Origin of the sequence: Mesorhizobium sp. Cs1299R1N1 (genome assembly GCF_037179655.1) — a bacterium.
GTDB lineage: Bacteria > Pseudomonadota > Alphaproteobacteria > Rhizobiales > Rhizobiaceae > Mesorhizobium > Mesorhizobium salmacidum.
In genome coordinates, this window is record NZ_JAPYKR010000014.1 from 144153 (window position 1) to 162842 (window position 18690).

Genomic DNA, 18690 nt, shown 5'->3' on the forward strand with positions numbered 1-18690 from the left:
TGTGGGGGAGAGCTTCGCGGCTTGCGCGGCTACCCTTGCGATCTCAGCGCATCGTTCAGGTTCCACATGTCCTTTTCTTCCGGCGCTGTTTCCAGGCCGAGCACCGGAAGCTGCTTGCGCAGATGGTCGTGGTGGGTGCGCACCCCATATTCGAGGTCGGAGAAGTAAAAACCCTCGAAGGACTCGGACAGCATGGATTCGTTCGACCAGACCGAAAGCTGCACATCTTCCGACATGGTGTCGCGATCAATGCGGAAGGAGAGGTAGCGGGCGGCGGCCTGCTCGCGACTTTCGTCGCGGTAGCGATAGATGGCGCCACGCAGCAGCGTCTCACCCGTCGACAGCGGGAACTCCTGATAGAATTGCACCGATTCCGGCATCACCGACAGGACGGCGTTCGGGAAGATGCCGTAATAGACCCAGGCCTTCCTGAGGTGGTCCGGCAGATGCGTCGGCTCCGGCGCGATCTTGACGTAGTTCCTGACGCTCCAGCGGCGGCCGGCATGCGGGTTATAGGTGGCGAAGGAGCGCGAGACGCCGTTGACGAAAGGTTCGTCGAAATAGGTGGCGCCGTAGAGATCCTGCAGGGCCGGATGCGCCATGGCGACGTGATAGCCTTCATTGTCGACGTCGCGAACCGACTTCCAGTTGACCGGTGTTTTCTGGGTCCAGATGCCCCAGGAGGGCACCATGTCGGCGGCATTGTAATGCGCGAATTCGGGTTCGATCGGCTTCAACAACTCGGCGACGGAAGCCTGTGGCCCGCCATTGCGGAAGCGGATGAAGATGAAGCCCATCCAGATTTCGAGATCGAGCGGCATCAAGCCGAACTCGGTCTTGTCGAGGTCGGGGAAGGAGCGCGGGCGGGCGGCGCCGCGCAGCGTACCGTCAAGATTATAGACCCAGCCATGGAACGGGCAGACCAGCGCGTTCTTGCAATTGCCCTGGCTGTCGGCCACGACGCGGCTGCCGCGGTGGCGGCACATGTTGTTGAAGCCGCGCACGACGCCGTCCTTGCCGCGCACGATCAGAGCGCGCTCGCCAATGACATCCATCGTGAGGTAGTCGCCGGCATTGGGTATGTCGCAGACATGCCCGGCGATCTGCCAATGATTGCGGAAGACATGCTCCTTCTCCAGTTCGAGAAGGGCGGTGGAATGGTAACTCCAGCCCGGCAATCCCCGCCGGTCCCAATCGTTCGGGATTGCCACGTCACGGAGGTGCGGGTTCATGAAAACGTCTCTTCTCTTTATTGAATATGCATTCAATATAACCATATTTTGCGTTGAAATGCAATGGTTTGTGGAAATGCTCAGGTCTAGGGGCGAAAATGTCAGCCCCGGTTCCAACGGAATTGTGCTCCGCTGCGGTCTCTGAAAACCCCGGAAAATCCGCGTGTTAGCCAGAGTTCCATAACCTCCACCCGTCGCCGGTTCACGCTTCAAATCGCGCCCTCCGACAAGGTACCCCGCTGGCAAGAAAAGCCCTGCCGTTCGCGTCGGCCACTAGCGGGGACGCTGGGCAACCCGCTATCCCGGATCAAAATAGTCGATGACCGATTTTGACCGTTTCTGCCCGCATTAACGTTTCAATCCGGTTACATTGCCGGGCTCTCGTCACCTTTCCGTCGTTACAAGGCGCGATTAAATTCGCTTTATCACAAAAAGAAAATCAACGAAGGGGACGATGATGCATGCGAAAGTCCAGATCACCAGCAGCAACCGCTTTCAGGCTCCAGAGCGCACTGACCGCCGCCCGAAGCTGGCGCTTCGCCAGCGTACCAGCGACCACCCGATGGCAATGTTCATGGCGCTGGCTGCTTGCGCCTTCGCCGGCATGGCGTTCACGCCGACGGTCGGCCCAGCCTTCGCTTCGTTGAATCCGCCCGCCAACATCGTCGAAGGTGCGCCGACCACGACCACGACCGCCCGCCTGCCGATGCCCGCCGTCGATTTCGCCTGCAAGGGGCAGGCCTGGGGCGCCGAGAGCGCGGATTGCCTGCGCGCCATTGCCGAGCAGTCCGGAACGCACAAGGCCCGCGCGATCCGCATGATCGCGAACGCCGCGCCGCTGACCAGCACGCCCAACATCTTCTGATTTCTGTCTCTGGATTTGCCTGGCATGATCCCGAAAACCGGTTCCCGTTTGGGGATCATGCCCTGATCTCCCCGAGCGTCCTCCAGCGCTCCCTTCGGCTCCCGCCGCGATGTCGGCCGGGGGCCTCTTTTTTATGCTTTCGACACGGCCTGCTCGGCGATGGTCGAAAGCACGCTGCGCACATCCAGCGTGCTGAACGGCTTTTCGAGGATCTGTGGCCGCTGCTGCGCCGGCAAGGCTTCGATTTCCGCCTTTGCGCCGATGAGGTCGCCGGTGACCAGCACGAAGCGCCGCGCCAGGTCGGGCCGCTCGGCGAGCAGTTCGCGATAGATCGAAATGCCTGATGTGCCGGGCATGCGCAGATCCGAAAAGACGATGTCCGGCGGCATGTGGCCGCTCAAGGTGGCGGCGCTCGATTCCCAGACCGGCGCGATCCGCGACTTGATGCCCATCAATTCGAGAATGTCGGACAAGGAGCCGGCGACGTCAGGTTCGTCATCGATGATCAGGGCATGGCGCAGGCCGCTCGATCGTGGCTGGCTTTCGCCAGCGGCGGCGATGCCTGTCGAAATAGCCGGCAACTGGACGACGAAACGCGCGCCTCTCGGCTGTACTTCCTCGAACCAGACATTGCCATTGTGCCGCTCGATGATGGATTTCGAAATCGACAGGCCGATACCGGTGCCGACGCCGACCGGCTTGGTGGTGAAATAGGATTCGAAAATGCGCGAACGGATGGCCTCGGGAATGCCGGGCCCGTTGTCCTCGACCGAGAAGCCCGGATTGCCCCGGTCGCTACGGAAGCTCCGCACCTTGATCAGCCGGTCGCCGGCGATGCCAGCCAGGGCATGCTGGCTGTTGATGAGGAAATTGGCCGCCACCTGCGTCACGTGGTCGGCGTCGGCCATGGCCAGCAGGGGACCCGGCGCGAAATCGGTATCGATGATGATGCCGCTCGAGCGCGCCCCGTAGGCGGTCACCTCGAGAGCGGCGCGGATCACCTGGTTGAGATCGGTCTCGGTCTGCGCCGCCGGATGGAGGCGGACCATCGACAGGAAGCTCTTGACGATGCGCCCGCATCGTTCGGCTGCGGCGCGCACTTTTTCGGCACGGACCTTGGTCTGCGGGTCCGAGGCGAATTCATGCAGCAGCGTCGATTGCGCGACCACCACCGCCAGCGGGTTGTTGAGCTCGTGCGAAACGCCCGCGAGCAGCGAGCCCATCGCCGCCATCTTCTCGTTCTGGTGCAGCTTCTCGCGCTGCCGGTTGATCTCCTCCTCGGCGCGCAGCCTCTCGCGCAGGTCGCGGATGGAGCCGAAGATAAGCCGGCGGTCGGCGACCCGCATCTCGGTCGCCGTCAGCTCGATCGGGAAGACCTCGCCGGCGGCATTCTGCGTCACCGTCTCGAGCCGCTGGCCGACCATCGGCGCGCCGCGGCCGGACATGTAGTCGGCGCCCGAGGCATAACCCTTGCGGTAGTATTCCGGAACGACGGTGTCGAGCAGATCCTTGCCGAGGATATCGCTGCGCTGGAAGCCGAACATCTTTTCCGCGGCCGGATTGAATTCGATGATCGATCCTGCCTCGTCGATGACGATGATGGCGTCGAGTGAGGCTTGCAGCATGGTGCGGCGGATCACCTCGCTGGCATGGGCATCGGAGGGGGAGTGTTCGATGGCGTCGCCGATGGCGAGCGCGATGATGTGCAGCGTCGCCTCTTCCTCGTCGGTCCATTCACGCTCCTCGACGCAATCATTGACGGCGAGCGTGCCCCACAGATGGCCGTGCGCGAAGACGGATACCGACAGGAACGACTTGATGTTCTGCTTTTCGAAATCGGCCCTGAGAAACCCTTCGAGATCGCGCGTGTGCCCGGCGAAGACCTTGCCCTGCCGCTCATCCTCGGCCAGCCGCTCCAGCAGCGGATCCGAATTGACGATCGACTGCATGATGACGGTCGGTGAGGCCAGTTCGCCGCCGAAATCGGGGTCGATCCAGTAGGCGGCGACCGACTGGGCGAAACCTTGGCCGGGCAATTCGCGCAGGCGGAACAGGATACCGCGCTGGCACTCCATGGCATTACACAGCGTTTCCAGTATGCCGTCCATTTCGCGCTGCCAGTCGCCGGCTTCGCGCAGCCGGCGCACGACACGCACGGCCGCCATCGCCGCGCCTTGCCTGAAACCCTGCACATCCGTGCTTGCCGTCTCGCCCGTCATTGTCAGCCGTCATTCCAGAGTCACGTCGATTCAATCGGCTGGCAACGGCTGCGGAGCGGAAACCCTGTGGGTTTGACGCTTAGTTGCCGTCACCGGTCGGCAGCGAGAAGATATAGCCTTCGCCGCGCACCGTGCGCAGGAATTTCGGGTTGGCCGGATCAGTCTCGATCTTCTTGCGCAGCCGCATGATGCGGATGTCGACGGCTCGCGATGATTCCGGATCCTCGGTGAAGCCGATCGCCTCGGAGATCGCGGCCCTGGTCAGCAGCCGGTTGGCGCGGGTCAGGAAAACCTCCAGCACGTCGAACTCGCTCTTGGCCATGTCGATCACCGTGCCGTTGGCACCGGTGACCAGCCTGCCGTCGAGATCGGCCTGGAAGGGGCCGAAAGCGACGGAACGGCGGTCGGTCCTGGCTTTCCTGTCCTGCGGCTCCGTCGGCTGCGGGACACGGCGCAGCACGCTGCGCACCCTGGCCAGCACTTCGCGCAGTTCATACGGCTTGACGATATAGTCGTCGGCGCCGAGTTCCAGCCCGACGATGCGGTCGAGCGCGGTGCCGGCGGCGGTCGCATAGATGATGCCGATGGGCATTTTCGAGCGCAGCCAGCGGCCGAGCGACAGGCCATCCTCGCCCGGCATTGCGATGTCGAGGATGGCCAGATGGAAGGGCTGCGTCTCGACCAGGCTGCGCGCGGCGGCCGCGGTTTCCGCGGTCGCCACATCATAGCCGGCGGCGCCGAGATATTCGGCGACCGCGTCCCTCAGGTCGGGCTCGTCCTCGACGATGACAATTCTTGCCCGCACGATACTCTCGCTCCCACTTTCAGTGGAAAGTAGATTGGGTATAAACATGATGTCCAGTACTCATATCCGGTTGCCAGGGAACGGTTGGAAAACATGGCCGCACGAGCCGTCATCGCGCTTGTTTCCGTCGCCGAAGTCGTGGCGACCGAGCTTGCCGACCATCTTGAGCGGCGCGGCCATGACGTGCGTCAGGCGCGGCAGCCCTGGGAGGCGGAATCGCTGCTGGCGGGCATCGGCATCGATGTCGTCGTCGTCGGGGACAGCGTTAGCCAGGCGGAAGGGCGGGATCTGCTCAGGCGTTATGGCGGCCAAAGTGGGGGTGGCGAGCATGGACCGGATTTCATCCTGATATGCCGGCCGGCCGATCTCCTCGACAAGGTGCTGGCGCTCGAGCTTGGCGCCGCCGACGTCGTCGAAAGTCCGCTCAATGTCAGGGAACTCGCCGCGCGTGTCGGCGGCCTGCTTTCGCGGCGCGGCAGGGGCACCCAGGAACTGATCGTGCTGGAGAACGCGACCGTCGATCTGAAATCGGCGATCGTCATGCATCGCTCCGGTACGCAGGAGCAGCTCTCGCCCGGCCAGGTGGCGCTGCTCAGGCTGTTCCTGGCGAGCCCGCGCAAGGTGCTGACGCGTGACGACATTATCGCCGCCGCACCGGCCGAGAATGCCGACGCCTTCGATCGCTCGATCGACTCGCGTATCGTGCGGCTGCGCCGCAAGCTCGACACCGAGACCATCACCACCATACGCGGCGCCGGCTACAGGTTCGATCCGCCACGGCAATTCGCCGACTGACGGCTGTCTTTTCCAGCTGGGTCCCCGGATGAGCATCGGACTTGCCATTTCCGCAGCCGACGCCCGAGAGGTTCAGCGCACCACCAGCAATGACGGGCCCGAAGCCGTGTCGCCGCCGGCGGCGAACTCGCTTGCGTGAGCGCGCTCCTTGAGGAGCACGCTGGCGAGTGCGGCAAAGCCGAGCAGGCCCTGCGCATAGAGCAGTGCGGAAAGCACGGAAGCTGCAAACTTAGTTTTCATGATCGGAATTCCCCAAAAAGATGACTGTGTCGCGGGTCGCTTCAGGAAACTCCCGAAGTGCCCGCGCCGCCCACGGAGCCCCCCGTCGCGGCGCGGGCCTTCGGTCCTCTCGGCAGCAAGTTGCCGGAGGGGCCGCGCAATGCCAGCAGCCGAAGGCCAACCCGCCAGAGGGCCTTCAACCGGGCGATGCGCAGGCTGGAAACGATCCAGACCGTGGCGCAAAACAGGGCGACGTGCAGGGTCGAAATCTCACTCGAACTCATCGTCGCCAGCTTCGCCATGGGGCCGCCGGCAATGGTGCCGACGCCGCCGATGGCCGCCGCCGCGATGCTGATCCTGAAGAGCCAGGACCGCGTGTTCGTTTTCGTTCCCATGGTCGTTGCCGTCTGCTTTCGTTACGTCAACTTTTGCCTCCGGTGCGTATCTGCATCATGCCGCCAGAATCCGCGCTTTGTTGCAGTTTGGTTTCGAAATCGACCTGAGCTCTTTCATATGAATGGTTCGAACTTTCGTTTCGGGGTGAATACCGATGTACTTCATTCTTGATCCCGCGTTTGGGGTGGGCAGTGCCGAGAATGCGGGGTTTGGCCTGTTAACCAGGGGAAACAAATTCGAAACACAAACGAGCATTTCGCGAAATCTGTCCGAAACATGCCGCAGGGATAAGCCGCTCATCGAATTGGAGCCGGCCGGGCCGGCAGAGAGAGGGGACATCATGCACACCACCATTTCCGCAAAGCTCATCAACATCACCGCCGCGGCGCTCGTGGGCAGTGCGCTTCTGTTCGGCGCCCACGCCGCCCACGCCGCCAACAGCATCGTGGCGCGCGTTTCGCTGTCGCAGCAGGTCATGGAAGTCTCGGTCGACGGCCGGCCGACTTTCGCCTGGAAGGTTTCCACCGGCGACAGGGCGCATGTCACGCCGACTGGCTCGTTCAAGCCGACGCGCATGCATGAGATGTGGTATTCGAAGAAGTACGACAACGCGCCGATGCCGCATTCGGTCTTTTTCAGCGGCGGCTACGCGGTTCACGCCACCTATGCCATCAAGCGCCTCGGCCAGCCGGCCTCGCATGGCTGCGTGCGGCTGCACCCGGACAATGCCGCCGATTTCTACCAGCTCGTCGAGACCTTCGGGCCGGCCAACACCAGCATCGTCATCGTCAAGTAGCAGGCAGGTTGCCGCATTCGGCCATGTGCCGGAGTTGCTGGAGCGACCGCCAAAAAAAGAGGCCGGGATTTCTCCGGCCTCTTTTTGTTTCTTGCGCCTTGTGCTTCAGCTCGGCAGCGCCGGCATCAGCTTTGGATCCGGCTTTTCCGCCAGATGCGGCAGGTCCTTGCTGGCGATGAAGGTGTAGAACATGGGCACGACGAACAGCGTGAACATGGTGCCGACCAGGATGCCGGTGAAGATGACCAGGCCCATCGAATAGCGGGCCGCGGCGCCGGCGCCGCTGGAAACGATCAGCGGCACCACGCCCAGCGCCATCGCGGCCGTCGTCATCAGGATCGGCCGCAGGCGCACCTTGGCCGAGGCGATGATGGCGTCTCGCCGCCTCATGCCATGCAGTTCGCGCTGCTGGTTGGCGAATTCGACCAGCAGGATGCCGTGCTTGGTGATCAGGCCGATCAGCGTGATCAGGCCGACCTGCGTATAGATGTTGAGCGTGCCGAGGCCCAGATTGAGCGGCACGATCGCGCCGAAGATCGACAGTGGCACCGCCATCATGATGATCAGCGGATCGCGGAAGCTTTCAAACTGCGCCGCCAGCACCAGGTAGATGACGATGACGGCCGCGCCGAAAGCGATCAGGATCGTGTTGCCCTGCTCCTTCTCCTGCCGGGATTGGCCGGAATAGTCGATGAAGAAGGTGTCGGGCAGGCTCTCCCTGGCAACGTCCTCGAGGACTTTCAAACCGTCGCCCGTGGTGACGCCGGGCAGCGGCAGCGCCGAGATCGTCGATGAATTCAGCTGGTTGAACTGCTCGATTGCCGCTGGCGACGCATTGTTCGAAATCTTCACCACGGCTGATAGCGGCACCATCTCGCCCGTCACACTGCGCACGAAATACTCGCCGAGCTTTTCGGGGTTGTCGCGGAATTCCTGCGGCACCTGCGGGATGATGTCATAGCTGTTGGAGTCGCGGTCGAACTGCGCCACTTCGGCGCCGCCGACCAGCAGCGTCAGCGTCCGGCCGATATCGGCGATCGGCAGGTTGAGCGCGGCGGCGCGGTCGCGGTCGATGGTCACCGTCACCTGCGGCGCGTCATAGGCCATCGAATTCTGCACGACGATGAAGCGGCCCGACGCCTGCGCCTTGTTCTTGATCTTCTCGGCTTCCTCGTAGACCTGAGCGGAATCCCCGGTCGAGCGCACCACCATGGATATCGGCAAGCCGCCGCCGGAGCCCGGCAGCGTCGGCGGTGCGAAGACAAACGCCTGGACACCCGCCACCTTGGCGATACGAGCCGTGATGTCGGCCTGCAGCTCCTTCGAATTGCGCTTCCGCTCCGCCCAATCCTTGAAGGCAAAACCGACGAAGGCGCTGTTGGTCGTGCCGCCGAACGCGACGGCCGAGAACTGCGCCCGGGTTTCGGGAATATCCCTCACCAGGCCCAGGATCTGGTTGACGTAGGTCTCGGTGTAATCGGAGGTAGCATAGCGCGGCCCCGTCACCAGCGAGAGCAGGAAGCCCTGATCTTCTTCCGGCGCCAGTTCCGTCGAGGTCTTGGTGAACATGAAGCCGGTCACGCCAACAAGCGCCAGCACGATGAGCAGCGTCAGCGGACGATAGTTCAAAGACCCGGTGACGGCGCGCTCATAGACGTGCTCGACGCGCGAGAAGGTGCCGTCGACGATACGCTGGAAACGGCCGGCATTGCCGGGCTTCAGGAGACGCGCCGACATCATCGGCGTGATGGTGATGGCAATGACGCCAGACAGCACCACCGATCCGGCGAGCGTCACCGCGAATTCGCGGAACAGGGCGCCGGTCAGGCCGCCGGTGAAAGCCAGCGGCGCGAACACGGCGGCCAGCGTCATCGTCATGGCGACGATGGCCGACGCGATCTCGCGCATGCCGCTGAAGGCCGCCTGCATGGGCGGCATGTGGTCTTCTTCCATGTGGCGATGGATGTTTTCCACCACCACGATGGCGTCGTCGACGACAAGGCCGATCGCCAGCACCATGGCCAGCAGCGACAGAAGGTTGATCGAATAGCCCACCGCGAACAAAAGGAAGCAGACGCCGATCAACGACAGCGGAATGGTGATGATCGGCATCATCACCGAGCGGAACGAACCGAGGAACAGGAGGATGACGACGACGACGATGGCGACCGCCTCGCCGATGGTCTTGAACACTTCTTCGATCGAGGCGCTGATCTGCCCGGTCGCGTCGTAGACGACCTCGATCGTCATGCCTTTGGGCAGCGTCTCCTGGATCTGCGGGACGAGCTTGGTGAGCGCCGCCGCGGTGGTCAGCGGATTGGCTGCCGGGGTCGGGAAGATGGCGAGGAAGGTCCCGGGCTTGCCGTTGAAGGAGACCCTGGTGTCGGTGTTCTCGGCGCCGAGTTCGACACGGGCCACGTCGCGCAGGCGCACGACATTGCCGTCGGTCGAGCGCAATGGCAGCTCGGCGAAGGCCTGCGGTGTCTGCAGCGTCGAGCGCACGGTGATCGACGAGACGACATATTCGTTCTGGGTGTTGCCGGGCGCCGACAGGAAGTTGGAATTGTTGATCGCCGTCAGCACTTCGGCCGCCGTCACGCCGCGCGCTGCAAGCCTGACCGGGTCGATCCAGACGCGCATCGAATATTCCTGGGCGCCGAAGATCTGCACGTCGGCGACGCCTTCGACCGTCGACATGCGGGGCCTGATGACGCGCTCGATATATTCGGTCAGCTGCTCCTTGGTCATGTTCGGATTCTGCATCGAGATGTACATCATCGCGAACTGCTGACCCGTACCCTTGACGATGACCGGGTCCTTGGAGGCGTCCGGCAAGGTGCCGCGCACGCCCTGGACCTTGGACAGCACTTCGGTCAGCGCCACGTCGGGATTGGAACCGAGCTTCATCTGCACCGTCACGGTGCTGGAGGACGGCCGGCTGGACGAGGTGACGTAGTCGATGTTCTCGGTCGAGGCGACGGCGCGCGCGATCGGGGCTGAAATGAAGCCCTGAATCAGGTCGGCGCTGGCGCCCGGATAGGCCGTCGTGATGGTGATCGCAGTTTCGTCGACCTTCGGATACTGCCGGATAGACAGGTTGAAGATGCCCTGGAAACCGAGCAGCAGGATCATGCAGGCAAGGACGGTCGAAAGGACCGGCCGGCGGATGAAGAGATCGGAAAAGCTCATTGCTGGTCGGCCTGCTTGTTTGCCGATTTGGTCGGGTCGATGGTGTTGTCGACGTTGACGGTCATGCCGTTGAAGAGGCGGTTCTGACCCGCGGTGACGACCTCGTCGCCGGCCTTGAGCCCTTCGACGATCTCGACCATGCCTTGATTGCGGCGGCCGGGCTTGACGAAGACCTGCGACAGCACCAGCGTGGGCTTCTCACCTTCGGCCGCCGGCTTGGCCGGATCGGCCGCTGCTGGCTTGGCGGCATCGGAAGCAGCCTTGTCCGCTGGCTTGGCGTCCGCCGGCTTGGTGGCATCGGCCGCCGGCTTCATTGCGTCCGCAGGCTTGGCGTCCGCCTGCTTGTCGGTGGCCGCAGCGGCTGGCTTTTCGCCCGGCTTGGCTGGCTGCGCCGGGGGCGCCCCGGCGGGTTTCGCCGGTTGCACCACGAATATGTAGTCGCCATAGAGGCTGGTGGTCAGCGCCGTCTGCGGCAGGGAGAGCACGTTCTGCTCCGCGGGCAGTTCGACGCGCACCTGCACGAACTGGCCTGGGGTCAACTTCCCTTCGGGATTGGCGACTTCCGCCCGGATGTTCACCAGCCGGCTGGAGGGGTCGATCTTGGGGTCGATGCCGCGAATGGCGCCGGCAAATGGCTTGTCGTCGCCACCAAGGCCGAGCCGAACGGTCTGGCCGATCTTGAGCAGCGGGAGTTGCTGTTCGGGCACTGAAAAGTCGACCCGCATCGTGTCGAGATCCTGGAGCGTCACCACCGAGGTGCCAGGTGACAGGTACTGGCCGAGATCGATCTTCGGAATGCCGACGGTGCCGTTGAAAGGCGCGGTAAGCTGCTTCTGGTCGAGCACGGCCTGCAGCCTGGTGACCTGGGATGCCGAAGCGGACGCCGCCGCACGCGCGGTGTCCAGCGTCGAGTCGGAGCCGACACCACGCTTTGTCAGTTCGATGGCGCGGGTCAGCGTGGTCTGATCGAGCGCCGCCTGCGCCTTCTGAGCATCGAGATCGGCGCGCTCGACGGCGTCGTCGAGTTGCAGCAGCACCGCATTGGCCGCCACCTTCTGGTTGGCATGGAAAGGGATTTGCTTGACGATGCCGGCGGTCTCGACCGTCAGGTCGACACCGCGCACGGCCCGCACCGTACCGATCGCCTCGACACCCGGCGTCCAGCTCGACGGCTTGACGATGGTCGTCGACACGGTCGCCGCCGGCGGCTTCATGGTGGCGAAATACTGCTTGATGCCGTTGTCGCGCAGGAAGTTGAAGCCGACGATGCCGCCGACCACAATGACGAGCACGGCAAGAACCACAATAATGATAAAGACACGGAGTATGCGCTTGAACAAGGAAGTCCCCTCAGTCGAAAATCCGGCGCAAAGCACGGACATCGGGACACATACCGACTGCGGGTCCCGATTTCAAATGGTGGCGGTCTTACTGTACCGTCTGGACGGTCTTGTCAATTGGGCCTAAGCTTGCGATGGGAGGCGCCATGAGAGCCCAAAGACCGAACTCGCGCGAGAAGATTCTCGCCGCGGCGGCTGATGTTGCCCGGGAATCCGGGCCTGGCAGCCTGTCGCTCGATGCCGTCGCCAGCCGCGCCGGCGTGTCGAAGGGTGGGCTGCTCTACAATTTCCCGACCAAGGCCAAATTGATGCAGGGCCTCGTCGAAGACTATCTGCACGATTTCGAGCAAGCGCTGGAAACCGCGAACAGCAACGACAACGGCAAAAATCCCCTCGCCGTCTATATCAGACTGTCAGCCGAGGATTGCGAGGAAAAGCAGCCGTCGGCATCCTGGATTTTTTCGGCGATCGCCGAGGATCCCGATTTCATGACGCCGATAAAGACATTCAAGCGGCAGCTTTTCGAGCGCCTGAAGGGCGAGGCGCCGGACCTCAGATCGCTGCTGGTCTGCTATCTCGCCATCGAAGGACTGCGCAGCATGAACCTGTTCGATTCCGACGTGCTGTCGAAGGACGAGCGCCAACTCTTGGTATCGTCACTTCTCGAGATCGCCAAATAGGCCTGCCCGCGCGGGCGCAGGACGACGCTGTGATTTCAAATCGCCGGCAAGGCCTTGCCTGTCGAGGGGTCGAACAAGCGAAGCGCGGCCTCGTCGAAGGTGAGGTTGTGCTTTTCGCCTTTGGCGAGCTGGGCTCGCGGCGGCAAGCAAGCCGTCAGCCGCTGCGCGCCGATCCGGGCCGTGGTGACCAGTTCAGGGCCAGTCAGTTCGACCACCTCGATCTCCACCGGCAATGACAGGTCCGTGGCGGCTCCGGTCGCCACACGAAGCGCTTCCGGCCTGATGCCGACGACCATTTGTGCGCCCTCACGAGCCGCATTCGCATAGCGTGCGGGCAAAGGGATCCGTACATCGGACCCGGCAATGGCCAGCCTGCCGCCGGCAATGGTGGCCTGAAGCATATTCATCGACGGCGCGCCGACGAAGCCGGCGACATAGAGTGTTGCCGGGTCGTTGTAGATTTCTTCCGGGGTGCCGAGCTGCTCGATCCTGCCGTCGCGCATGACAGCAATGCGGCTGGCCAGCGTCATCGCCTCGATCTGGTCGTGGGTGACATAGACGACGGTGGTCTGCAGCATCTGGTGCAGGCGCTTCAACTCGGTGCGCATTTCCAGGCGCAGCTTGGCGTCGAGGTTGGACAACGGCTCGTCGAAGAGGAAGACCTGCGGCTTGCGTACCAGCGCCCGGCCGATGGCGACGCGCTGGCGTTGGCCGCCGGACAGCTGGCTCGGCTTGCGGTCGAGCAGAGCTTCGATCTGCAGCAGCCTTGCCGCTTCGTTCACCGCCCTGTCACGCTCGTCGGCCGCGACGCCGCGCATCTCCAGTCCGAAGCCGATGTTGCGGCGCACGGTCAGGTTCGGATAGAGCGCATAGGACTGGAAAACCATGGCTATATCGCGGTTCTTGGGGTGTACGCCGAGTATCGAGCGGCCGCCGATCAGCACGTCGCCGCTCGTGGCTTCGGCCAGTCCCGCGATGATGTTGAGAAGCGTCGATTTTCCGCAGCCGGATGAGCCGAGCAGCACCAGGAATTCACCGCTCTGCAGCGCGATGTCGATGCCTTTCAGCGTTTCGACACTGCCATAGCTCTTGCGGATGCCGCGGATTTCAAGCGCGCTCATGCATGGGACCCTCGAACTGCATCGGCCCGCCATAGTTGCGGGGCAAGGTGGAAATGGCGCACGAGGCGACATGCGTCGCGGCGCGGAGGCAGGCGGACAGCGGCTGTTCCTGCGCCAATGCGGCCAGGAAGGCGGCATTGAAGACGTCGCCGGCCCCGATCGTGTCGACGACACGGACATCGGGCGCGACGGCTTCGACAAGCGTATTGTCCGGGCCGATGGCGATGGCGCCACGCGGCCCGCGCTTGGCCACAAAGGTCGCACCTTGCCTCATGCTGGATCGGATTTCACGCGCCGCTTCCTCAGGACCTGGCAATCCCGCCAGGGTCACCGTCTCGACTTCGTTGAACAACGCCAGCGCGCAGCGCGAGAGCCACGCCCTTGTCGCGGCGCAATTGGCCTCGGTCCAGCCATCGATCGGCCAGCCAGTGTCGAGCGCCACTGATATGCCGTGGCTGTCGGTCCAGTCGAAGAAAGCTTCATAGTCACGCGTGAGGTCCTCGGTCAGGAAGGAGCCGGAGAGCAGTGCATAGCCACCGGAAAGCGCGCCGCCGTCGAGAACGGACAAGACGTCGCCGAGGCTGAAGCGGGGCAGGTGGCCGCGCGTGGTCAAGAAAGTTCGTTCGCCATCGGGATGGGTCATGCCGACCGACAAGGTCGTACCTTCGGGACGGACCGCCCATTTCTCGGCGCGAAATCCAAACGCTTCGCGAAGCCAGCGGCCAAACTGGTCGTCACCGACATTGGCGGCAATCGCGAAATCGACGCCCAGCGCTTGCCAGGCAAGCCCGGTGTTGCCGGCCTGGCCGCCGACCCGCAATTCGTCATGGTCGACGACGGTCTCGGTTCCCGCCTTCGGCCATGGCGCGATCGGGCCGACAATCAGGTCGACATTGACGTTACCGATCACCGCTAGCGGACGCATCACTCGCTCCTGGTGATCTTGGTTGTGCGCACGGGCGTGCCGGCATTGTCGACACGGCTGTCGGCGAAGGCGATCATCAGGCGCTGCGCCACCGGTAGCATGGCGAAGACAGTGGCCATCCCCGATGCTGATCTGAACGAGAGCGTGACGGCGCCGGCGACAGGCGGTTGCCCGGACGCGTCGAAGATGACCAGCGGCGCGCCGGCCTCGACCACTGAAAGGGCCATGGCGGTGACAAGGTCCGACGTCGGGTCGTCACCACGAAACAGGACGAGGCCGATCTGGGGGCCGAGCATCTCCATCGGCCCGTGCCGCAACTGGCCGCCTTCTAGCGAAAAGCAGGGGAGCCGCGACAGTTCGGTCAGCCCAAGCGCCAGGGCTTCGGCCACGCCTTGCAGGCGGCGACCGGAGGTGACGATCGTGTCCACCTTGCCAAGCGCGACGAGTGCGGGGGCGATGTCGCAATCCTGCGGAGCCTCGAGCACAGCAAGCGCGGCGGCCGGATCCTCACCCAGAGCAGCCAGGATGGCCATATGCAGGGCCAGGGTCACGGTCAGGCTGCGGGTCGCGGCGAAAGCCAGCTCAGTGCCACCAGCGCCGACCAGGCAAGGCGCAGTGCGGGCGAGAAATGAACCGCCTTCGAGCGTCAGGCCGAAACTATCCGAGCTGCCGCCGGCCTGCGAAAACCATCTGACGACCTCGGCGCTCTCGCCGGATTGCGAGGTCACGATCACTGTGCGGCCTGCGAGCGGCAATGGCTGGCCGAGCTGTTCGGACAGCGGCAGCGCCAGCGCATCGATGCCCAGCGTGCGATAGAGCGGCTCAACGGCACGCCCCACCGCATGCGAGCCGCCCATGCCAAGCAGGAGCAGGCGTCCGGTCTTCCTGATCGAGGCGGCGACCTTTAGCGCCATGGCGGTGTTTTGCTCGAATGAAGCGCGCGCATCCGCATGCTGGCGCTGCATTTCGCGATCGATGGCGACCAGTCCGGCCGGCCGAATTCCTGTTGCAGTCATGGTCATCCTTTCACACCGCCGCTGGTCAGGCCCGAGATCAGCGCCCGCTGCATGACAAGGCCGATCAACACCGGCGGTAGGGCGGCCAGCACGCCGGCCGTGGCGATCAATCCGTAGTCGGAAACACGGCCGCCGGCCAAATCGGCGATGGCGACGGTCAAGGTCTTGGCGCGCTGGTCTGAGGTGAACAGCAGCGCATAGAAAAATTCGTCCCAGGCCAGCAGCACGGCGAAAAGCGCCGATGTCGCCATCACCGGTGCCGCCAGCGGCAACGTGATGATGCGCAGTGTCTGGAACAGGCCGGCGCCGTCGATCATCGCCGCCGCCTCGATCTCACGCGGGATGGAATCGAAACCGGATTTCATCAGCCAGGTGGTGAAGGGCGCCAGGATGGTGAGATATACCAAAGCCAGACCGAAGACATTGTTGAGCAGGCCGAAATGCGACAGGCCCATATAGAGCGGCACGGCCAGCGCCACCGGCGGCAGCATGTAGGTGGCGATGACCATCGACAGCGACCAGCCGATCGCGGGCGTGCGCGACACCGCCCAGCCGGCGGGAATGGCCAAGGCGAGTGCCGCCAGCGTCGCCATGCCGGCGATCTCGAGACTGTTGCGCAGCGAAGAGGTGAAGGCGGCGCCGGCGCTGTTTTCAGCCGTCGACAGCAATAGCTGGTAGCGGGAGAAATCGGCTGCCTGCGGCCACCAGCGCAGCGGCTTGGCGGCAAGATCGGCGGCCGGCGAAATGCTCATGATGAATAGCCAGGCGATGGGCGCAAGGATGATCGCGGCGAGCAGCAGCGCGCAGGCATGGATGAAGATGGTGAAAACGGGGCTCTTGCGTTCCATCAGGCGGCACTCCCTGCGGTCTTCCTCACCAGGGCCGCATAGGCGACGGCGAGCAGCGTGACGAGCAAGGTGACGATCAGCGCCAGCGACGCGCCCGAGCCGGCACGCTGGAAGGAGAACGCTTCCTGGTAAACGAGGATCGACAGTGTTCGCGTGGTGTTTGCCGGCCCGCCGCGGGTCATCACCCAGATGATGTCGAAGACCTTGAAAGCCTCGATGGTGCGCAGCACCAGCGCCACCATCAGCGGGCCTGCGAGATAGGGCAGGATGACGAAACGGAAGCGATTGAACGGTCCCGCGCCGTCGACGAGCGAGGCCGCAGTGATGTCGCGTGGTACCGCCTGCAGGGCGGCGAGCGCGATCAGCGCCACCAGCGGAAAGTTCTTCCAGCAATCGGCGACGATGAGGGCAGCCAGCGCCGTGCCCGGCTCGCCGAGCCAGGACCGATAGGCGTCGATGAGATGCAGTTGCGTCAGCGCGGCGTTGAGCGCGCCATATTCGGGATTGTAGATCAGCCGCCACAGCGTGGCGTTGACTACCGTCGGCAGCGCCCACGGCAGGATCATGAGGGCGCGCAGGATGGCGCGGCCGCGAAATTCCTGGTTGAGGAGAAGGGCGGCGAGGACGCCGATCACCATTTCGGCGGCGACCGAAATGACCGCGAACAATGTCGTGGTCACCAGCGTACGCGAGAAATTCGAGCTCGACAGCATGTTGGTGTAATTGTCGACACCGACGAAACTGCCGGCCGTGCCAACCAGCCTGGCATCGGTAAAGGAGAGCCCGACCGTATCGACCAGCGGCCAGCCGATGACGGCGACCATGACCACGAGCAGCGGCAGCATCAGCAGCCAGGCGCGGGTTGTCATCCAGGTGCTCGACATCGGAGCAGCCTCTCTCAATTCAACACGATTTCAGAAATAGCACGGGCGGCACAAGGCCGCCCGCCCGCAATGGGTGGAAGTCAGAGGCCGCTGTTCTGCGCGGCGGTCTTCAGGGCATCTTCCGGCGAGGCCGTGCCGAGCAGCGATTCCTGGATTGCCTGCTGCAGGGCGGTCGACAACTCCTGGTATTTCGGCGTGGTCGGGCGCGGATACATGGCGGCCAGGCCAAGCTTGGCGGCGGCGATCAGTTCCTCCTGGCCCTTGGTGACGGCCGGGTCGTCATAGGACGAGCCCCAGATCGGCAGCGAGAGTTTGGCGTACTGGTTCTGCGTTGCCTGCGAGGTCATGAAGGTGATGTACTTCCAGGCCTCGTCCGGATGTTTGGAGACCGCGGTGACGCCGAGGCCCATCGAGCCGTTGACGGCCGACACTTCGCTGGTGCCGGCAACGCCCGGCGCCGGCACGACGCCGACCTTGCCGGCCACTTTCGAGTCCTTCGGGTCGTTGGCCATGTTGTACATATAGGTCCAATTCAGCGCGAAGGCGGCATCGCCATTTTCGAAGACCTTGCGAACGTCCTCTTCCAGGAATTCCTTGGAATTGGGATTGGTGAGACCCGACTTGTAGCTGTCTACCATGTACTTCAGCGCCAGCAGGCCGCCGCCATTCTGGAAGTCCGGCTTGCCGTCCTTGAGGAAGTCGCCGCCATAGGCGCTGACCAGCGTGGTGTAGTCGCAGATCGCGGCTTCGGCCTGCGACCAGCTCCAGGCGATCGGGGTCTTCAGCAAGCCCTTGTCCTGGATGATCTTGGCCTGTGCGCCGAGCTCTTCCCAGGTCTTCGGCGGGGTCTTGATGCCGGCTTTCTCCAGGATGTCCTTGTTGTAGAACAGGTACTTGGTGTCGAGGATCCACGGCATGCCGTAATACTTGCCGTCATACTGGACGGTGGTCCAGGCGCCGGGCAGCACGCCCTTCTTCATGTCGTCGGTGATCTTCGAAGACACATCGACCAGCACCTTGTTGGTGGCGTATTCGGCCGGCCAGATGACATCGAATAGGACGACATCGTAGCCGCCGCCCGACCCTTGAGCGAGCACGGTCTTGTCGTGCAGGCCCTCATAGGGAACGAATTCGAGATTGATCTTGACGTCGGGATTGGCCTTGGTGAAGGCATCCGTCATGGCGCGCACGTCGGCCTCGCTGTAGGCGGCCTGCGCCATGAAGAGCGCGTTGAGCGTCGTCTCGGCGAAGGCGTGGGGGACGAGCAGTCCTCCGGCAAAAACCGCGCCGACCAGTGTCTTGGTGATCGTCCTAAGCATTTTCTTCTCCCATTGCAGCGTTGACGGGCCGGCGCTGCCAG

At 63.6% G+C, this 18690-nt stretch carries 17 protein-coding genes; 4 read left to right on the forward strand and 13 right to left on the reverse strand.

Annotated features, from left to right (window positions below; genetic code table 11):
- Positions 1–29 precede the first annotated feature (29 nt).
- Positions 30–1232, reverse strand: a complete 1203-nt coding sequence (locus O7A70_RS27240) for an aromatic ring-hydroxylating oxygenase subunit alpha (protein WP_337143115.1) — start codon at positions 1230–1232, stop codon at positions 30–32.
- 457 nt (positions 1233–1689) lie between these two features.
- Here O7A70_RS27240 and O7A70_RS27245 point away from each other — a divergent pair, with 457 nt between their 5' ends.
- A complete protein-coding gene (locus O7A70_RS27245) occupies positions 1690–2097 on the forward strand; it encodes a hypothetical protein (RefSeq protein WP_337143141.1) in 408 nt (135 codons plus the stop codon).
- A gap of 131 nt (positions 2098–2228) precedes the next feature.
- On the opposite strand, the gene O7A70_RS27250 is transcribed toward O7A70_RS27245, so the two are convergent.
- Both O7A70_RS27250 and O7A70_RS27255 read right to left on the reverse strand, forming a co-directional pair.
- Entirely contained in the window at positions 2229–4316 is a 2088-nt protein-coding gene (locus O7A70_RS27250) for a PAS domain S-box protein (protein WP_337143116.1), read from the reverse strand.
- Between the two features lie 79 nt (positions 4317–4395).
- Entirely contained in the window at positions 4396–5169 is a 774-nt protein-coding gene (locus O7A70_RS27255; protein WP_337105791.1) for a response regulator transcription factor, read from the reverse strand.
- A 45-nt stretch (positions 5170–5214) separates the two neighbouring features.
- On the opposite strand from O7A70_RS27255, the gene O7A70_RS27260 reads away from it, so the two are divergent.
- Positions 5215–5916, forward strand: coding sequence for a response regulator transcription factor (locus O7A70_RS27260; RefSeq protein WP_337143117.1), 702 nt, complete (start codon positions 5215–5217; stop codon positions 5914–5916).
- Positions 5917–5988: 72 nt separating this feature from the next.
- Here the strand turns inward: O7A70_RS27260 and O7A70_RS27265 are convergent, their stop codons facing one another.
- Both O7A70_RS27265 and O7A70_RS27270 read right to left on the reverse strand, forming a co-directional pair.
- Positions 5989–6156, reverse strand: coding sequence for a hypothetical protein (locus tag O7A70_RS27265; protein ID WP_337143118.1), 168 nt, complete (start codon positions 6154–6156; stop codon positions 5989–5991).
- A 41-nt stretch (positions 6157–6197) separates the two neighbouring features.
- On the reverse strand, positions 6198–6530 hold the full coding sequence (locus tag O7A70_RS27270; protein WP_337143119.1) for a hypothetical protein: 333 nt from the start codon (positions 6528–6530) through the stop codon (positions 6198–6200).
- Between the two features lie 341 nt (positions 6531–6871).
- On the opposite strand from O7A70_RS27270, the gene O7A70_RS27275 reads away from it, so the two are divergent.
- Entirely contained in the window at positions 6872–7327 is a 456-nt protein-coding gene (locus O7A70_RS27275; protein WP_337143120.1) for a L,D-transpeptidase, read from the forward strand.
- 105 nt (positions 7328–7432) lie between these two features.
- Here O7A70_RS27275 and O7A70_RS27280 read toward each other — a convergent pair whose 3' ends face one another.
- Both O7A70_RS27280 and O7A70_RS27285 read right to left on the reverse strand, forming a co-directional pair.
- Positions 7433–10516, reverse strand: a complete 3084-nt coding sequence (locus O7A70_RS27280) for an efflux RND transporter permease subunit (RefSeq protein ID WP_337143121.1) — start codon at positions 10514–10516, stop codon at positions 7433–7435.
- The gene (locus O7A70_RS27285; protein ID WP_027141943.1) at positions 10513–11856 is read right to left on the reverse strand and encodes an efflux RND transporter periplasmic adaptor subunit; all 1344 of its coding nucleotides are present in this window, start codon (positions 11854–11856) and stop codon (positions 10513–10515) included. Before O7A70_RS27285 ends, O7A70_RS27280 begins: the two co-directional genes overlap by 4 nt.
- A gap of 146 nt (positions 11857–12002) precedes the next feature.
- On the opposite strand from O7A70_RS27285, the gene O7A70_RS27290 reads away from it, so the two are divergent.
- Positions 12003–12536: a TetR/AcrR family transcriptional regulator gene (locus tag O7A70_RS27290; RefSeq protein ID WP_337143122.1), complete on the forward strand. Its 534-nt coding sequence runs from the start codon at positions 12003–12005 to the stop codon at positions 12534–12536.
- Between the two features lie 35 nt (positions 12537–12571).
- Here the strand turns inward: O7A70_RS27290 and O7A70_RS27295 are convergent, their stop codons facing one another.
- The 6 genes from O7A70_RS27295 to O7A70_RS27320 all read right to left on the reverse strand — a co-directional run bounded on the left by O7A70_RS27295 (position 12572) and on the right by O7A70_RS27320 (position 18649).
- Positions 12572–13657: an ABC transporter ATP-binding protein gene (locus O7A70_RS27295; protein ID WP_337143123.1), complete on the reverse strand. Its 1086-nt coding sequence runs from the start codon at positions 13655–13657 to the stop codon at positions 12572–12574.
- Positions 13644–14582, reverse strand: a complete 939-nt coding sequence (locus O7A70_RS27300; RefSeq protein WP_337143124.1) for a PfkB family carbohydrate kinase — start codon at positions 14580–14582, stop codon at positions 13644–13646. Before O7A70_RS27300 ends, O7A70_RS27295 begins: the two co-directional genes overlap by 14 nt.
- Positions 14582–15604, reverse strand: a complete 1023-nt coding sequence (locus O7A70_RS27305; RefSeq protein ID WP_337143125.1) for an SIS domain-containing protein — start codon at positions 15602–15604, stop codon at positions 14582–14584. The genes O7A70_RS27300 and O7A70_RS27305 overlap by 1 nt, the downstream gene beginning before the upstream one ends.
- Positions 15601–16446: a carbohydrate ABC transporter permease gene (locus O7A70_RS27310; protein ID WP_337143126.1), complete on the reverse strand. Its 846-nt coding sequence runs from the start codon at positions 16444–16446 to the stop codon at positions 15601–15603. The genes O7A70_RS27305 and O7A70_RS27310 overlap by 4 nt, the downstream gene beginning before the upstream one ends.
- Complete coding sequence (locus O7A70_RS27315) at positions 16446–17330, reverse strand: carbohydrate ABC transporter permease (RefSeq protein ID WP_337143127.1); 885 nt, start codon at positions 17328–17330, stop codon at positions 16446–16448. The genes O7A70_RS27310 and O7A70_RS27315 overlap by 1 nt, the downstream gene beginning before the upstream one ends.
- Before the next feature lie 80 nt (positions 17331–17410).
- Positions 17411–18649 carry an extracellular solute-binding protein gene (locus O7A70_RS27320; RefSeq protein ID WP_027141950.1) on the reverse strand — a complete coding sequence of 413 codons (1239 nt, stop codon included), beginning with the start codon at positions 18647–18649 and terminating at the stop codon, positions 17411–17413.
- Positions 18650–18690 lie beyond the last annotated feature (41 nt).

Bases quoted from the DNA above. Each gene is read 5' to 3' on its own strand.
- O7A70_RS27240 (WP_337143115.1), bottom strand. From the start codon at position 1,232: ATGAACCCGCACCTCCGTGACGTGGCAATCCCGAACGATTGGGACCGG.
- O7A70_RS27245 (WP_337143141.1), top strand. From the start codon at position 1,690: ATGCATGCGAAAGTCCAGATCACCAGCAGCAACCGCTTTCAGGCTCCA.
- O7A70_RS27250 (WP_337143116.1), bottom strand. From the start codon at position 4,316: ATGACGGGCGAGACGGCAAGCACGGATGTGCAGGGTTTCAGGCAAGGC.
- O7A70_RS27255 (WP_337105791.1), bottom strand. From the start codon at position 5,169: ATGTTTATACCCAATCTACTTTCCACTGAAAGTGGGAGCGAGAGTATC.
- O7A70_RS27260 (WP_337143117.1), top strand. From the start codon at position 5,215: ATGGCCGCACGAGCCGTCATCGCGCTTGTTTCCGTCGCCGAAGTCGTG.
- O7A70_RS27265 (WP_337143118.1), bottom strand. From the start codon at position 6,156: ATGAAAACTAAGTTTGCAGCTTCCGTGCTTTCCGCACTGCTCTATGCG.
- O7A70_RS27270 (WP_337143119.1), bottom strand. From the start codon at position 6,530: ATGGGAACGAAAACGAACACGCGGTCCTGGCTCTTCAGGATCAGCATC.
- O7A70_RS27275 (WP_337143120.1), top strand. From the start codon at position 6,872: ATGCACACCACCATTTCCGCAAAGCTCATCAACATCACCGCCGCGGCG.
- O7A70_RS27280 (WP_337143121.1), bottom strand. From the start codon at position 10,516: ATGAGCTTTTCCGATCTCTTCATCCGCCGGCCGGTCCTTTCGACCGTC.
- O7A70_RS27290 (WP_337143122.1), top strand. From the start codon at position 12,003: ATGAGAGCCCAAAGACCGAACTCGCGCGAGAAGATTCTCGCCGCGGCG.
- O7A70_RS27295 (WP_337143123.1), bottom strand. From the start codon at position 13,657: ATGAGCGCGCTTGAAATCCGCGGCATCCGCAAGAGCTATGGCAGTGTC.
- O7A70_RS27300 (WP_337143124.1), bottom strand. From the start codon at position 14,582: ATGCGTCCGCTAGCGGTGATCGGTAACGTCAATGTCGACCTGATTGTC.
- O7A70_RS27305 (WP_337143125.1), bottom strand. From the start codon at position 15,604: ATGACCATGACTGCAACAGGAATTCGGCCGGCCGGACTGGTCGCCATC.
- O7A70_RS27310 (WP_337143126.1), bottom strand. From the start codon at position 16,446: ATGGAACGCAAGAGCCCCGTTTTCACCATCTTCATCCATGCCTGCGCG.
- O7A70_RS27315 (WP_337143127.1), bottom strand. From the start codon at position 17,330: ATGTCGAGCACCTGGATGACAACCCGCGCCTGGCTGCTGATGCTGCCG.
- O7A70_RS27320 (WP_027141950.1), bottom strand. From the start codon at position 18,649: ATGCTTAGGACGATCACCAAGACACTGGTCGGCGCGGTTTTTGCCGGA.